General features: G+C 64.8%; 17 protein-coding genes. 7 read left to right on the top strand and 10 right to left on the bottom strand.

Features of this window, described 5'->3' with window-relative positions; translation table 11 throughout:
* Positions 1-89: 89 nt before the first annotated feature.
* The 3 genes from ACKTEK_RS03185 to ACKTEK_RS03175 all read left to right on the top strand — a co-directional run bounded on the left by ACKTEK_RS03185 (position 90) and on the right by ACKTEK_RS03175 (position 3488).
* Positions 90-2240, top strand: coding sequence for a transglycosylase domain-containing protein (locus tag ACKTEK_RS03185; protein ID WP_409163790.1), 2151 nt, complete (start codon positions 90-92; stop codon positions 2238-2240).
* Positions 2241-2334: 94 nt separating this feature from the next.
* Positions 2335-2913, top strand: a complete 579-nt coding sequence (locus ACKTEK_RS03180) for a DUF1214 domain-containing protein (RefSeq protein WP_409163789.1) — start codon at positions 2335-2337, stop codon at positions 2911-2913.
* Positions 2910-3488 (top strand): hypothetical protein, encoded by a 579-nt coding sequence (locus ACKTEK_RS03175; RefSeq protein ID WP_409163788.1) that lies wholly within the window; start codon positions 2910-2912, stop codon positions 3486-3488. Before ACKTEK_RS03180 ends, ACKTEK_RS03175 begins: the two co-directional genes overlap by 4 nt.
* Before the next feature lie 19 nt (positions 3489-3507).
* Here ACKTEK_RS03175 and ACKTEK_RS03170 read toward each other — a convergent pair whose 3' ends face one another.
* On the bottom strand, positions 3508-4308 hold the full coding sequence (locus ACKTEK_RS03170) for a hypothetical protein (protein ID WP_409163787.1): 801 nt from the start codon (positions 4306-4308) through the stop codon (positions 3508-3510).
* Between the two features lie 38 nt (positions 4309-4346).
* Complete coding sequence (locus ACKTEK_RS03165) at positions 4347-4538, bottom strand: hypothetical protein (RefSeq protein ID WP_409163786.1); 192 nt, start codon at positions 4536-4538, stop codon at positions 4347-4349.
* 177 nt (positions 4539-4715) lie between these two features.
* Between ACKTEK_RS03165 and ACKTEK_RS03160 the strand changes: the two genes are divergently transcribed.
* On the top strand, positions 4716-5867 hold the full coding sequence (locus ACKTEK_RS03160; protein WP_409163785.1) for a DUF2336 domain-containing protein: 1152 nt from the start codon (positions 4716-4718) through the stop codon (positions 5865-5867).
* Positions 5868-5870: 3 nt separating this feature from the next.
* Here the strand turns inward: ACKTEK_RS03160 and ACKTEK_RS03155 are convergent, their stop codons facing one another.
* From ACKTEK_RS03155 to ACKTEK_RS03145, 3 genes are read right to left on the bottom strand one after another with little or no spacing between them, the layout of a single operon-like run.
* Positions 5871-6215, bottom strand: coding sequence for a DUF1491 family protein (locus ACKTEK_RS03155; RefSeq protein ID WP_409163784.1), 345 nt, complete (start codon positions 6213-6215; stop codon positions 5871-5873).
* 10 nt (positions 6216-6225) lie between these two features.
* Positions 6226-7221, bottom strand: coding sequence for a peptidoglycan-binding domain-containing protein (locus tag ACKTEK_RS03150; RefSeq protein WP_409163783.1), 996 nt, complete (start codon positions 7219-7221; stop codon positions 6226-6228).
* Complete coding sequence (locus tag ACKTEK_RS03145; RefSeq protein WP_409163782.1) at positions 7221-9092, bottom strand: ATP-binding protein; 1872 nt, start codon at positions 9090-9092, stop codon at positions 7221-7223. The genes ACKTEK_RS03150 and ACKTEK_RS03145 overlap by 1 nt, the downstream gene beginning before the upstream one ends.
* Positions 9093-9455: 363 nt before the next feature.
* Here ACKTEK_RS03145 and ACKTEK_RS03140 point away from each other — a divergent pair, with 363 nt between their 5' ends.
* Entirely contained in the window at positions 9456-9887 is a 432-nt protein-coding gene (locus ACKTEK_RS03140) for a DUF5330 domain-containing protein (protein WP_409163781.1), read from the top strand.
* Positions 9888-10006: 119 nt separating this feature from the next.
* Positions 10007-10426 carry a SufE family protein gene (locus ACKTEK_RS03135; RefSeq protein ID WP_409163780.1) on the top strand — a complete coding sequence of 140 codons (420 nt, stop codon included), beginning with the start codon at positions 10007-10009 and terminating at the stop codon, positions 10424-10426.
* A gap of 4 nt (positions 10427-10430) precedes the next feature.
* On the opposite strand, the gene ACKTEK_RS03130 is transcribed toward ACKTEK_RS03135, so the two are convergent.
* Positions 10431-10940, bottom strand: a complete 510-nt coding sequence (locus ACKTEK_RS03130; RefSeq protein WP_409163779.1) for a DUF6456 domain-containing protein — start codon at positions 10938-10940, stop codon at positions 10431-10433.
* A gap of 305 nt (positions 10941-11245) precedes the next feature.
* Complete coding sequence (locus ACKTEK_RS03125; RefSeq protein ID WP_409163778.1) at positions 11246-11632, bottom strand: helix-turn-helix domain-containing protein; 387 nt, start codon at positions 11630-11632, stop codon at positions 11246-11248.
* Positions 11633-12020: 388 nt separating this feature from the next.
* Here ACKTEK_RS03125 and ACKTEK_RS03120 point away from each other — a divergent pair, with 388 nt between their 5' ends.
* Positions 12021-12323, top strand: a complete 303-nt coding sequence (locus ACKTEK_RS03120) for a hypothetical protein (RefSeq protein WP_409163777.1) — start codon at positions 12021-12023, stop codon at positions 12321-12323.
* A 39-nt stretch (positions 12324-12362) separates the two neighbouring features.
* On the opposite strand, the gene ACKTEK_RS03115 is transcribed toward ACKTEK_RS03120, so the two are convergent.
* The 3 genes from ACKTEK_RS03115 to ACKTEK_RS03105 all read right to left on the bottom strand — a co-directional run bounded on the left by ACKTEK_RS03115 (position 12363) and on the right by ACKTEK_RS03105 (position 15099).
* Positions 12363-12785, bottom strand: a complete 423-nt coding sequence (locus ACKTEK_RS03115) for a MucR family transcriptional regulator (RefSeq protein WP_409163776.1) — start codon at positions 12783-12785, stop codon at positions 12363-12365.
* A 357-nt stretch (positions 12786-13142) separates the two neighbouring features.
* The gene (locus ACKTEK_RS03110; RefSeq protein WP_409163775.1) at positions 13143-14828 is read right to left on the bottom strand and encodes a Na(+)/H(+) antiporter subunit D; all 1686 of its coding nucleotides are present in this window, start codon (positions 14826-14828) and stop codon (positions 13143-13145) included.
* Positions 14821-15099, bottom strand: coding sequence for a hypothetical protein (locus tag ACKTEK_RS03105; RefSeq protein WP_409163774.1), 279 nt, complete (start codon positions 15097-15099; stop codon positions 14821-14823). Before ACKTEK_RS03105 ends, ACKTEK_RS03110 begins: the two co-directional genes overlap by 8 nt.
* Positions 15100-15107: the final 8 nt, after the last annotated feature.

Raw genomic sequence — 15107 nt, 5'->3', positions numbered from 1 at the left:
TTGCAATCAAGCGGGGCAAGGCCGATAACCCGAAGCAACAGCATGGCCGTTCGTCAAGCGGCCATAACACAGACGGGACAAGCAGCACGTTGCGCGATCCTTTCGAACCATCCCGGCGCGGCAAGTTCGGTACGCGTCTGCTGGAGATCGACGCGTTCGTCAACAGCGCGGTCTACCGGCTGTATTCCGGATTCAAGAACGCCTACACCAATTATTCCGCCCGCCTGGAGCGGATGAACTATCGCGGCTTCAAGCGCGGGTTCTTCGAACTCGTGGGCGACGGCGCGACGCTGGGCGTGGTCGGTGTCATCGTCATGCTGGCCTTCGCGGTTCCCGCCTTCAAGGCGACGACGAAGGAATGGCGCGACTACCAGCAATATTCCGTCACCTTCCTTGATCGCTACGGCGCGGAAATCGGCCAGCGCGGCATCCGCCACGATGACGGCGTGCCGCTTTCGGATATCCCGGACCACCTTGTGAAGGCCGTGCTGGCGACGGAAGACCGGCGCTTCTACCTGCATTTTGGTGTCGACTTCCTCGGTACCGCGCGCGCCATCATCTCCAACATGCGCGCCGGCGGCGTGGTGGAAGGCGGCTCGACGCTGACCCAGCAGCTCGCCAAGAACGTGTTCCTGTCCAACGAGCGCACGCTGGAGCGCAAGATCAAGGAAGCCTTCCTCGCCTTCTGGCTGGAAGCCAACCTCACCAAGGCCGAAATCCTCAAGCTGTATCTCGACCGCGCCTACATGGGCGGCGGCGCGTTCGGCGTGGAAGCGGCCGCGCAGTTCTATTTCAACAAGTCGGTGCGCGACGTGACGCTGGCGGAAGCGGCGATGATGGCTGGCCTGTTCAAGGCGCCGACGCGCTACGCCCCGCATATCGACCTGCCCGCAGCGCGCTCGCGTGCGCAGGAAGTGCTCACCAACATGGTGCAGGCCGGGTTCATGACCGAGGGCCAGGTGCTGCTGGCGCGCCGCCGCCCGGCGGAGGCCATCGACCGCACCGAGAAGAAGGCGCCGGACTACTTCCTCGATTACGCCTTCGAAGAGGTGCAGCGCCTCGGCAACAACCACGACTTCGTGCTGACGGTGAAGACGACCTTCGATGCCGATCTGCAGAAGGCTGCCGACACGGCGGTCGAAAGCATGTTGCGGCAATACGCCAAGGCGCGCCGGGTGAAGCAGGCGGCGATGGCGCTGTCGGACATCAACGGCGCGGTGCACGCCATCGTCGGCGGGCGCGACTACGGCAGCAGCCAGTTCAACCGCGCAACGCGGGCGCTGCGCCAGCCGGGCTCGTCCTTCAAGCTCTACGTCTACATGGCCGCGCTGATGGATGGCTACAAACCGAACTCGCTGGTGACCGACGCGCCGATCTGCATCGGCAACTGGTGTCCGCGCAACTATTCCGGCGGGTTCCGTGGCCGCATGCCGATGATCACCGCGCTGACCAAGTCGATCAACACGATCCCCGTGCGCCTGTCGCAGAAGATCGGGCGCGACCACATTGCCGAGCTTGCGAATAAGATGGGCGTGGAAACGCCGATCCGAGTGTCGCGCTCGCTGGCGCTGGGCCCGGCCGAAGTCACGGTTCTCGACCAGCTTTCGGGCTATCTGACCACGGCCAGCGGCGGCAAGCGTACCCGCGTGTTCGCGATCCAGGAAATGCGCAACAGCCACGGCGACCTGATCTACGACCACGAACGTGACGCACCGGCGCGCGAACAGGTCATTCCGCGCGAAAAGGCCGAGCAAATGAACGAGATGCTCGTCAACGTCGTCAACAACGGCACGGCCCGCCGCGCGATCCTTCCCGGCATCCTGGCGGGCGGCAAGACCGGCACCACGCAGGCCTACCGCGATGCGTGGTTCATCGGTTTCACCGGCAACTACGCCGCAGCGGTGTGGTACGGCAACGACGACTTCACCTCGACCGGGCGCGTCACCGGCGGCTCCATCCCCGCCATGACTTGGCAACAGGTCATGGTCGCCGCCCACGAGGGCCAGAAGATCAAGCCGATCCCGGGTGTCGGCTATGCACCAGACAGCAACCTGCCCACGGCGGAAGAAGGCGAGAACGACGGCCAGACGCTTCGCGCCCCGACGCTTTCGAAGGGCGCGGCGCAGGTGCTGGAAGAGATCGCGGGCGAGCTTTCGCGCTCGCGCCGGTTCAATGTCGGGCGTCCCCGGACCGACCAGGTTTCGGTTATCGAGGACGACAACGCCTCGGCCACCCGCTGAGCCGCCATTGACACCACGCACGCGGCAACGTTCATTCCCCGTAACGAGGGGCTGCCTGCGCCTGCAGGCACGACGACGATTCGCACGGCTGTAGATGTTGTTCCTGCTTCAACTGGTATTCGTGACGGCGCTGGCGCTGGCGCTCGGCATCTGGTCGGCGTTCCATGCGGTCGATCGGGGACTAGGGTTCGAGGCCATCAAACGCGGTAACTGGGTGGCATGGACCCATGCGGGCATGCCCGATGCCGACCCCTATACGCGGGCAACCTTCGCGCGCTCCGGCGAATTGCCGCTGGTTGGCGGTCAGTCCATCACCTTTTCGGCAGCCGCGGACGATGAAGACAACCCGCTGCTGCGCGAATGCACCTACCGGGTCTTCGGCAAGGCACCGCCGGCCCAGTGGTGGACGCTGACGGCCTATGACGCGCGCAGCCGGCTGGCAGTCGAGAACCCGTCCGAACGTCCCGGCTTCTCCAGTTCCGAGGCAATCTACAAGCGCGACGGCTCCTTCGAGATCCGCCTCTCCTCGCAGCCGCAGGCCGGCAACTGGATCCCCATGACGGGCGACGGGCCGATGCGGCTGTTCCTGCGCTTTTACGACACGCCCGTCGCGCTCGGCAGCAAGTTCGAAGGCGCCGAACTGCCCCGCATCGTGCGCGAGGGCTGTGCATGAGCCGCCTGCTGACCTTGCTGCTCGCGATCCTCCTGCTGGGTGCGGCCATCCACATTACGGTCATCCTGTGGATTCCGCGCCTTGCACCGGCCAGCGCGCTGAGCCTTCTCTACGATGTCGCGCCGGAGGGGCGCGTCGCGCTGCTGGAAGACGTGGAAGAGAGCGAGCGGCGTCCGCCGTTCCTCGATCCCTACCTTCCCATCGGCATCTGCCGGATCAACCTGGAACAGGGTCCGCACCGCATCACGGCTGATCTGCAGAGCCCCTATTGGGCGTTCTCGATCCACCGGGAGAACGGGGCCTATTTCTACGGGCTGACGCATTCCGCCGCGATCGAGGGAAGACTTTCCATCGAGCTGCGCGACCCCGGCCAGACCCGCGAACTCACCGTGGACCCGGAAGCGGCTCCGTCCGACGTCGTGCAGGTGTCTCTGCCGTTCACGCGCGGCTACATCATCATCCGCGCGCTGGCACAGACGCCGAGCATGCGCGTCGGCGTCATCGAAGCCCTGAAGCAGACGACGTGCGGGACGTTGCCCGCGGGTGCCGAAACCAAGCCGGTCCCGGCGCAATAGGCTTGGACAAGCGGACGCGTCAGCGCTTGTAGACGGGTCCCTGCAGGTCGATCGGCCCCGGCGGAACATCGGGGGGAAGATGTCCCTCGATCAGCAGGTCAGCTTCCATGCGGTCTATACTGGCGGCCATGATGTCGACGGCAGCCGACAGACGCCGCAAGGCCATCTCCACGTCGACTGCGCGAACGGACGGCATCTCGATGCGCGTCGTGTCGAGTGCGAAGATATAGGCTTCCACGCGCCACTGCATGGCGATCACGGCCCAATCCGTCACGCGGCGGTTTTCGTAGATTCGCGCCTCGGCATCGACGCCGAGTTCATGCGCGGCGGCGGAGGCGCGCAGCGCGTCCATGCGGCGGCGGTCGTCTGCGTAGACGCGCTCGGCGGTGACGATGAACGGTTCGATGAGGGCGAGGTCGGCGCGGATCGCCTGCTCCAGCGCATTGTAGCGGGCGGGCGTCGAGATGAAGCCTTGCGCACGCAGCGCGGTGTAATAGCTGGCGACGTGGATACGGTATTTCTCGTCTGGCCAGACGCGAGTGCGAACCAGTTCGGCACGGTGGCGGGCGAAGAAATGCAGCCGGTGCATGGGCATGAACATGCTGTAGGCGCGTGCGCGCAATTCCATTTCCCAGTCGGTCAACTGGAAGCGCGAGACAGGCTCGCCGCGCCGGGCAGCCAGCTTGTTGCCGATCCATGGCAGGATCGCACCGGTGACGACGGACGGCTCCGGACGGCCGAAGTCGCCCAGCCGGCCTGCTTCGGCCGGCCAGGTCAGGGTCGTGGCGAGCGCCACGCTGATAGCGATAGCCGCTTTCACGGCAGCCTCCGTTCCGGGCTCTTCGGCCCCTTGCCGTCTCAGGCGTCGCGCCGCCTTGCGCGCCTCGGCGAGCGGTCCGGTCCTGGTGGATCGTCGTCCATCGAAACCGCTGCGTAATCGATACGCACGCCGGGGAATATGATGACTTCAGCCGTTGATGCTGCGGGATTTTCCCGCTTCGGTTTGTCCGCAGGCACCTCGAACTGCGATAACTCGATGACATTACCCATGGGTGTACCCGGGCGTTCAGCCCGCTCCTCCGCATGTATGGTCGCCCCCGCCCCATGGCGGTTCGCGCTGGCTTATTAGGAAATCGGTAGGGTTAACACTTTGCTAACGATGCTCGGTCTAGCCTCGGTTCCGGGTTGGGAGCGCCATTCGTGCCGGCAGTGATGCCGGGGGGACACATGTCAGGGACCGCACAGAACAAGCTGGGACAGACCGGTAACGCGCGCGCGGACACGCTGCTCGGGTTGACCGAGGATTTCGTGCGCGGCAATTCGCAGGCGCGCCGCCCGGAACTCATCCATTATCCGGCCATTGCCGGGGCCATGCTGCCCTATGTCGACCTGTCCACGCGTGCCGGCGTCGCGCGGCTGCTGGCCGACCATCCCGACATTCCACACCGGTTGGCGCAGGCCCTGGCCGAAGATGCCATCGAGGCCGCCGCCCCGATACTGCGCACATCCGACATCCTGTCGGAGGGCGATCTCATCCGAATCATCCGCAACAACTCCGTCGAGCATTCGCTGGCGATCTGCGACCGCGAAGCGCTTGGCGACATCGTCGTCGATGCCCTGCTGTCGCGGGGCCATCCGCGTATCGACGAAGCGCTTCATGCAAACCACGGAGCCAAAATCATGGCAGATCAGGCACAGTGGCTGGCCCGGCGGCGGGCCGACGACACCGGGACGGCGGTCATTGCCGAAACGGTGGCGGTCGCCGAGCAACTCGAAACCGTTCGCAAGCCTGCACCGATGGTTGCGACCACGCTGCCCGACCGCACGCTCGCCAAGCTGTTCTGGGCAGGTGACCGCAGCGCGCGTGAAGCCGTCATGACCGTCGTCTCCCGCAAGCCCTCCGCGCGCATCGCGACGCTGGACGAGCGCTTCGGCGGGCTCGCCGCTCGCATCTGCGATGCGTTGGTCCAGCTCGCCGAAACCGGCCGCGCGGAAGACCTGATCGCGGGGCTGGCGCGGGTCGCGTCAATCTCGCGTGCCAACTCGGCCCGCATCCTTGCCGACGAGAGCGGCGAGCCGCTGGCCATGCTGCTGGGTGCCATGCAGGTGTCGCGCGAGCAAGCAACATCCCTGCTTGCAGCGCTTGCGCCCCACACCGCGGCGCGCAGTGCACTGCTGCTGAATGATATCGAGTTTCTCAAGTCTGGCGCTTCGGGCCGGCTGTTCCAGGCGCTGTGCGACAAGCCGTGCGACGAGCAGATCCACGCCACCCGCCGCGAGGCAGAAGTCACGCAGGCACAGCGTGTGTCGCCGGTTGCCGCGCGCCGGGGCGCGCAGTTCCGCCGCTCGGAGATGGCCGGTGCGAGCCTCGCCTCGTAAGGCTCAGGCTTCCACCACGTTTTCAAGAAAATGACGGCCCTCGCCGTCGTCCACCGCCACGACCCAGAGGTCCGAGTCGAATCTTGTCTCGCGGGCAATCGCTTCCGCGAGTTGCAGGCCGTCGAGCCCTTCCTCAGGCGAACGGCGCTCGAACACGCGGTCCAGCGTGTCGCCGGTCAGTGTCTGCGGAGCCGGTGTAAAGAGATGATGCCGGCGCGCGCCGTCTTCCACCGCGATCCAGATGGCACCGGCTTCCGCCGCGCCGCGGCGCTGAAGCACCGCAAACGCGCCGTCCCCGTTCACCTTGCGGATATAGGCCGCGACCCAGAGGTCACTGCGCAGGCGCACAGGTCTCGCCTCAGTACTGGATCGCCACGCCGCTGACGCGGGTCAGCTCGTTCAGCAGGTCCTGGGTCACCGATGTTCCAGCGGGAAGGCCACGGTCGGCGCGGAAGCGCGCGATGGCATTCTGGGTATCGGCACCAGCAAAGCCGTCGATCTTGCCGGGCGCATAGCCGATGGAGGCCAGCACGTTCTGGACCTGGGCGATGACGGGGTCACCGACAGGCGCGGCAGGAACCGGGACGAGCGAGGGGTCGCTGCCGCCGGGAGGTGCGCCGGCGATCAGGTCATCGATGCGGACGGCCTGCGTGCGGACAACACGGGTGCCGGTATCGGGCTCACGCTCGGCCATGGACAGCGCTCGTTCCATTTCGCTGCCACCCTGCGAGGTGGCTTGCGGGGCCGGCTGCGCGGCAGGCTGCGGCGCGGCCTGCGAGCGTGTCTGGACCGGCTCAGGTGCCGGCGCGGCGCGATCCACGTCCAGACGCTCGACAAGTGCTGCGCTCGGTTCGCCTGTCGGCGTCAGGCCAACACCACTTTCGAACGCGGAAATGGCTGCTCGCGTGCGCGGACCCATGAGGCCGTCCGGCTCGCCCACGTCATAGCCTCGCTGCAGGAGCGCATGCTGGATGCGCAGGATCATCGGCTGGTCGAAAGTGATCGGCTCGGCCTGCGGCGCAGTGGGCGCAGCTTGGCGGCGCACGACCGGCCCAGCCGGGTCGGCAGGCTGCAGGCGCTGGGCCTGTTCGGGTGCCTGCTGGCCCGAAGACAGCGTGCGGTTGACAGAGAAGAACGGCGCGGGATGCGGGCCGGGCTGAAGTACCAGCGCGTTGTAGCCAACCACGCCCCAAACGGCGACGGCGCCGAACATGGCGATACGGCGGGCATGCCGGCGCAGCGGAACCGCGGGCAGGAAGCCGCGCGGACCGCGCGGTTCATCGTCCATCTCGTCCCATTCGTCGCGCGCGCGAAGTGTCATCGTGTCGGTTTCCATTCCAGTCATTGACGTCATCAGCCTGCCTTGCGGGTGAGCGGTTCGACGAGGGCGAGATCGGCGGCAACGGTCGCCCGCGGGCCATCTGCATTGCGCGGCCGCGACGGCAGCGTCTCGATGACACTCTCGGCCACAGCCTTTGTGTCGGACGGGCCTGCCAGCGGCAAGACGATGGTCACGGTCGTGCCCTTGCCCAGCGTGCTGTCGATGGTCATGCGCCCGCCGTGGAGGTCCACGAGGCCGCGCACGACCGAAAGGCCGAGACCGGTGCCCTCGTAGGAGCGGTCATAGGACGAATGCGCCTGGTAGAACGGCTCGCCCACGTGAGCAAGATCCTCGGTGGAGATGCCGATGCCATTGTCCTTGAAGGTGATGTGCAGGCAGTCACCCTTGCGGCGTGCGCCGATCACGACTTCGCTGCGGCCCTCGGCTGTGTTCTCGCGGGTGAACTTGATCGCGTTGGACAGCAGGTTGAGGCCGATCTGCTTGAGCGCACGCTGGTCCGCCGTCAGTTCCGGCAGGTGCGGCTCGATGGCGAGGCGCACGGTGACGCCGTTCTCGTCCGCGCGGTTGCCGAGGATGGCAGCGCAGTTGACGAGCACCTGCTCGGCGTCGAAAGGCTCCGGCACGATCTCGAACTTGCCGGCCTCGATCTTCGACATGTCGAGAATGTCGTTCACGACGTCCAGCAGGTGGCGGCCGCTCTGGTGGATGAGACCCGCGTATTCCTTGTGCTTGGAATTGGAGAACTCGCCGAAGATGCCCTGCTCCAGCACCTCCGAGAAACCGATGATCGCATTGAGCGGGGTGCGCAGCTCGTGGCTGACGCTGGCGAGGAACCGCGTCTTCATGGCATTGGCGCGTTCGGCCGTCTCGATGGCCGCGTCAACGGCCTCGTCGTGCGCCTTGCGCTGGCCGCTGTCGCGCAGCACCACGATGATGTCCTCGGTACCCGGCACGGCGCGGCAACGCATCTCGAACCAGCCGTGGACCGGTGCGCCGTCAACCGAATCGCCGATGCGGATGCGGATATCGGCAGGGTCCGTCTCGCGGCCTGTCTGCGCCAGGTCGAGAAGCCGCAGGAAGGCAGGACGGTCGGCAACGTGAATGCGGTTGAAGAGGCCGGCATCCTCCAGCATCGACGGGTCGACGCCCAGCAGGCGCGTCGCGGCCTGCGAGGCCTGAACGAGGTTGCCGGCGCGGTTGTGCAGGGTGATGAGGTCGGCGGCGTTGTCCATCATCGAGGACTGCCGGTCGAGATGGGCGCGCGCCCGGCGCGCGCTGTCACGCGAGATGAGCCGCGTGGCGTGGATCCAGACCGCGCCATGCAGCATGGCGGGCGATGCAATTAGCGCCCCCGTCAGCCAGGCGGGAAGCGGCAGAGCCGCGTCGATCGGGAAACCCACCATCAGCCCGCCCATGTGAATGGCGGTGAAGGCTATGACGATGCCGACGGTGAGGCCGGCGGCGACCTTCTGGGTGCGCATGTCGCCCATGGCGAAGCCCAGCCCGAGGACGAGCGCCAGCGACGGCAGCACGTCGGACACGAAGCCGCCGGTGGCAGCCGTCAGCGCGCCGAGCAGGACGGCGCTGGAGGAAACGGAAATGAGATGCGCGCGCTCGACCACGCCCATGTGCATGGCATAGAGCGCTGTCGCCAGCGGGAGGGTCAGCATGAAGGCCGCGATGACGCCGGGGCCGGTGACTTCGTGTGCGAAGGCGAGATAGAGCGGCAGCGTTGCCAGCGCGACGAGGCCGACCGAGAGGTGGCTCGCGACAAAGGCGCGATGGTCCATGGCCTGCTGCGGGTCGGCATGGATCGGCACATGCATCAATCCGTCCATTCCGGATCGCGCGCTGCCCGCCGTCTGTACTTCGATACTCGTCACACTCTCATCGACACCAATACGCGGTGCCGCCCCAAACACGTCTACTGTCCCTCTAAGTTTCACGCGCCGACTTAATGGAGGGCTAAGCGGGCCTGGCCAAGGCGGCGTGAAGGCGGGATCAGGGCCGTTCCGGCGCGCCTTTTGAAAATCACGGTGATCGTTTCGTTAATGCGGACGGGAGAGCCCGCGATTCCGCGGTTCTTCTCCGCAGGTTGCACCCGCGACCGCACAATCGCCGCGATTTCAATCAAATTGTACCTATCTGCTGAACGCAGCTGAAAAACCGGCTGTGTATGGTCGTTTTCATCGTCAAACCGGGCGGGGGACGCTCGGATCAGTTCAAACGGGAAAGGGCGCTTTCCAATGTTCTTCTTGCTTCGTTGCGCATTCTGGCTGTCGCTGGTCGTGCTGCTTCTGCCGGCCGATGACGGACGCAATACGTCTGTCCAGGTTTCGACAGGCGAGGCCTTCGGTGTGGCCCGGGCCTTCGTCTCAGACGTCGGCGGCTTCTGCGAACGCAACCCGTCCGCCTGCGAGACGGGCGAAAGCGCGCTGAAGAACTTCGGCTCCAAGGCGCAGTACGGCGCCAAGCTCGTCTACAGCTATATCGGCGAGTTCACCGGTGACGGCGAAGGCTCGGTCAGCGATCACCGCACCGTGGCGACGACCCGCGTGCAGGTGCAGCCGCACCAGACGCAGGAACCGCTGGTGACCTACGAGTATCCCGCGCCCGCCAATGGCGGCCCGGCGCCGAGCGCGGTTGCCACCTATACCGGCACGATCAACGGCAACTGAGGCGGGCGGCAGACAGCCGCCCTGTCTTCACCGCGCCGCCTTTTCGCGCGCACCCTTTCCCCGCACCCTCGATCTGCGTTATCACACGCCGCTGAACCTCAAGTCAGGACGCGGCGCGCATGTCGATCGACTCGATCATTGAAGACTTCGAATTTCTGGACGACTGGGAAGACCGGTATCGCTACGTGATCGAGCTCGGCAAGGGGCTCGAAACGCTGCCGGACGAAGCCCATGACGAGGCCCACAAGGTGCCCGGCTGCGTCAGCCAGGTCTGGCTCGACACCAGCGTCTACGAGGACGGCGGCGAGCCGCACCTCAAGTTCCTCGGTGACAGTGACGCCCTGATCGTGAAGGGCCTGATCGCCATTCTCATCTCGCTTTATTCCGGACGGCCCGCCCGCGAAATCGCGGAGACGGATGCGCTCGACGTGCTGCAGAAGCTGCAACTCGTCGAGCATCTCTCGCAGCAACGCTCCAACGGGTTGCGCGCGATGGTGAACCGGATGCAGGCGGAAGCGAAGGCAGCGCTGGCCGCCTGAAGTATCAGGCGATGTCCGGCCGGTAGCCCTCCCCGCCCCAGCTGCGCGTCTTTCCCGCACGTCGCGGACCAACGGCCTGCGACTGCAATCCGTAGTGGCGGGACAGGCGCGACAGGCCGATATCCAGCACGACCTTGGCGGAGCGCTTCGGCCAGCCGCGCTCGGCCTCGACCTCGCCGAGGCTTTTCAGGTGGCAGCACACGTCCACCAGCATTCCCGACAGGTCGCTGCCCACGTGGTCCAGCGCGCGGTTGACGCGGTCTCGCGCATCGAGTGCGGCATCGAGAACCTCGACGGGTCCACGCGCGCCACGGCGCGACCCCGATTGCGGCCCGGCTTCGAAATCGACGCCCGAACGCGGCATCAACCCGGCACGTGCATAGTCGAGGCGCAGGCGCTCACCGGCCTCGTACTCGCCTTCCCCGATCAGCGGCGCACCGTCCGGCCCCTTGCGGCGGCGCAACCAGTCGAGCGGGCTTTCCTGCGCGGGGCGGGCTTTTGCTCTCGCCGGCATCGCCTGCTTTGCTGCCCTGCCGACATGCGCGTTGGCTCTGGTCGTTCGAACGGTTGCGGTCGGACCGGTTGGTCCCCCGGCAAAGCGCCGGCCGCGCGAGGTGAGCGTGGCGGTGTTACCGGTGGCATCAAGCATGCCGCGCGCAAGAAGATCCGCGACCAACCTCGCGTCCAGTTCTCGCCCGGCGGCTTGGGGCGATGAAACAGGCACGAGCCGCCAACCCTCTGCCCGCCGTTGCAGGCCGACATCTGCGTCCGCGAGGCTCGACAGGAGTTGGCGGGCGGCTTCGGTTTTCTGCTGGACGCTCATCGCACACCACCTTTCTCAACCAGATTTTCGAGACGCGAAATGGTGCGGTCGAACTCCGCCTCGTCTCGGCGCTCTTCCACGATCATGCAGGCATGGGCGACGGTGGTGCGGTCGCGGCCATAGGCTTCGCCAACGCTGGTCAGCGCGTGGCCGTGGACGACGTGGGTGAGATACATGGCCATCTGACGCGCAAGCGACACGTGCGCCTGTCCGCGGCGTGCAGCATAGAGCGAACACACATCCGTGCCGGTGACTTCAGCCACGAGCAATGCAACCTGCAATGCGTCCTGGCGCACCGAAGACTGGCGGAGCGGCACGGCCCCGGCAAGCGGTGCTGCATTCCAGGAAAACGCGGGCTCTTCGTTCGAAATCCCCTGATACATCGACAACTCCCTGATTCCGATAACAGGATTATATTCCTATCTTTCATAATCGTATAGGTTGCAATGCCGGGGATAACTCTACCCGGTGTCACAATCTGAGCTGTCAGGGCTTGTCAGGGAGAAACTCGGGTCTGTGAGGAGCCGCTGCCAAGCGTGGCAGTTGACAGCTGGCAAGGATCGGACCGGACAGCCTGTCAGAACAGGCATGAAACGCCCGCTGTCATACCAGCTGCCAGCATTGCCAAGTGACAGCTGCCATGATGGGCGCTGACAGGTTGGCACGCGCTGTCCCCTGTCAGGGCCGTTGCTGGCAGCTGACAAGTAATCCCCGGCACTGCCAGCCGCGCAATCATCTTCGGACATGTTCTGCACAACCGGAGATCGCACCATGAACACCCTCGACCAGCGCCTCGCCGATGAAGCCCGCAGACAAGTCGATGCGCGCATACAAACGTTGGCCGGTCGTATCGACCCGCGCAGCCTGCGGTCTGGCCAGCCTGGTCGCGAGACTGACCGCCGTATTGTGAAGTGGTTGAAAAAGGCCTTGCGGGCTGAGCGCGCCAAGGCGTTGCGTGGGCACTGGAGCTACGACGCAGGCCGGCACTTGCGGTTGCGGGCGGCTTTGATGTCGGCTCTGGAGGCCAGGCCGGGACACGTCACGCGCGACACAACGAAAAACGCCGCCTCCTGAACGGAAACGGCGTCTTCAATTTATTCCGGCTTGCAGAAACTACTTGCGGGTCGTGCGCTTGCGCTTTTGGCCCAATCCCATTTCCTTGGCGAGCTTGGAGCGGGCCTCGGCATAGGACGGCGCAACCATCGGGTAGTCGGACGGCAGGCCCCACTTTTCGCGGTACTGCTCGGGGGTCAGGTCATAGTGCGTGCGCAGGTGGCGCTTCAGCGACTTGAACTTCTTTCCGTCTTCCAGGCAGATGATGAAATCCGGTGTCACGGACTTGCGCACGGAAACCGCAGGCTTCAGCGGCTCGGCCTCTTCTTCCGTTTCACCAGCAGAGATCCCGTTCAGCGCCGTATGAACCTGTGAAATCAGACCGGCGAGTTCGCCCATCTGAAGCGGATTGTTGCCAACGTAGGCAGCAACGATATCAACGGTAAGTTCAATGAGCTGATCGTGACGGGCGGTGTCTTCCATAAATACTTTCCTTTGATCGTGGTTCTAGCCCAGCTAAAGAGCCGGAACGAACGATGAACCTCGCATCGTTCTTGGAACTCTTCGAATGGAGTAATAACAGGTTGCCGCATCTATTGATTGGCGGATTATCTGATTTCCGCAAAGAATACAATTCACTGACTTGAAAATGAATGAAGTTTTTATGTTGACCGAGCGTCAGATACAAGCTTCTCGCTCAGGTTGTATGTATTATTGGATGATTACATTTGCGCAAAAGCTAAATCGCAAAGTAACAATTCGCTTCAAAATGGCCAAATCCGGCGCCACAGGATGCGCGGCGCCGGACTTGGCAATATTCCAATCAATAAACCGGATCGGTTAGATCAGTGCAAGCACCAGTGTTGCGGCCAGCACGACTGTGGTCCAGAAGGCCATCAGGCCTGTTGGCCAGGTCTTGGCAAGTACGCCGTCCGGTCCGGTATGGCGATAGATGCCGCGGACTGCCCGCACCGTCCCGTGGCTGACGCCACGAACGATGCCGTTCCACGCGTCGCCGGTTCGGATGTTGAATTCCTTGGCGAGCAGGCCGCCAAAGCCGCGCCAGAACCAGTCGAAGTCCAGCGTTATCGTCTCGGTGCGCTTCAGCCAGCCAAGCAGCAGGAAGAAGGCAAGGCCTGAGAACAGCAGCAGCTGCAACTGGTAGACGACGTGGGCGCCGGTATAGGGCACGTAGTCGACCGGATACGGCAGGATCGCGTAGAGCGGGTCCGGGTAGACGCCGAGGAACAGGCAGGCGGCCGAGAAGAGGATCATGGACACCCGCATGTTCCAGGGCGGATCTGGCGGACGCATGCCGGAATCCTTCTGGAAAAACACGAACCACGGAAACTTGATGCCTGCGTGGAGGAACACGCCGGCCGAGGCTGCGGCAAGCAGGTACCAGACGATTTCCAGGTGCGCCTTGGCGGCCGCATCCGAGATAAGCGACTTGGCAATGAAGCCGGAGGTCAGCGGAAAGGCGGAAATCGCCAACGCGCCGATGGTGCCGCAGATGCAGGTCAGCGGCATGGTGCGGAACAGGCCGCCGAGATCGGTACACTTGCGCTTGCCGGTCATGAACAGGACCGAGCCGGCCGACATCAGCAGAAGTGCCTTGTATATGATGTGAGCGAAGGCGTGGGCGGCAGCGCCGTTCAGCGCCATTTCCGAGCCGATGCCGATTCCCGTCACCATGAAGCCGACCTGGTTCACGATGGAATAGGCCAGGATCCGGCGCATGTCGTTTTCAAGGATCGCCCAGATGATGCCGTAGAAGACCATGAACAACCCGATGGGGATCAGGATCTCGGCGCCGGGGAAGCCCCGGATCAGGACATAGACCGCCGTCTTCGTGGTGAAGGCCGACAGGAAGACCGTGCCGCTCCACGAGGCTTCCGGGTAGGCATCCGGCAGCCAGGCGGCCAGCGGCGGCGCACCCGCATTGATGAGGAAGCCGGCGAGGATCAGCCAGGTGGCAATGGTTTCGGGCTGCATGGCGACGAAGTCGACGCTGCCGGTCTGGGCGATGTAGCCTGCAATGCCGGCCATGAGGATGACGCCGCCGAGGAAGTGGATCGCGGCATAGCGCAGGCCTGCGCGGCGCGCGTTTTCCGTGCCGCCCGACCACACCACCAGCGTCGAGCCGATGGCCATGATTTCCCAGTAGACGAAGACGGTGATGAGGTCGCCCGCCAGCGTCACACCAACGGCGGACCCGGCATAGATGAACGCCGCGCCCAACTCCAGCGCGCGCTCCTGGTTGAGCGCGAAGAGACCGCCGCCGAAGGCCATCAGCGAGAAGACCGTGGCGAAGACGCGCGACAGTGCGTCGGCTTCCAGCGGCTCCAGCGTGTAGCCGAGATAGTCGATCCGCATGGATACGCCGTCCGGCACCATCCACACCAGCGCCAGCGTGATGATCGGCGCAACGAGGATGACCCCCTTGCGCAGGGCTGCCGGGATGAAGGGGATCAGCAGGCCGGCAAGGATCAGGATGATGCCGGGCGGAAATGCCAGATCAGTCATAGTAGGTGTCCTTGCGCTTCAGCAGCACGCCGAGAACCTTGGCGAAGGCGACCAGCGCCACGCAGGCGAGGAAGCCGAACCACGCGCCGAAGCCGAAGATCGCGTCGAGCGTGAAGTAAGGGTGCGGATGCCAGACGAACTCCGCCAGGACCGTCAGCGCCAGGATGACGATGAAGGCGATCCACAGCTTGCGGATGTTCTCCGGCCGCACGAGCCAATGGTCATGGTCGGGCGGAAGGTCGGTGCGTTTCGCTTCGGTTTCGTTTGCCATTGCGTGTT

This window comes from Tepidamorphus sp. 3E244 (assembly GCF_046159835.1).
GTDB lineage: Bacteria > Pseudomonadota > Alphaproteobacteria > Rhizobiales > Tepidamorphaceae > JACKJK01.
The sequence above is the reverse complement of the archived record's forward strand: the minus strand, read 5'-3'. Positions and strand labels throughout refer to the sequence as shown.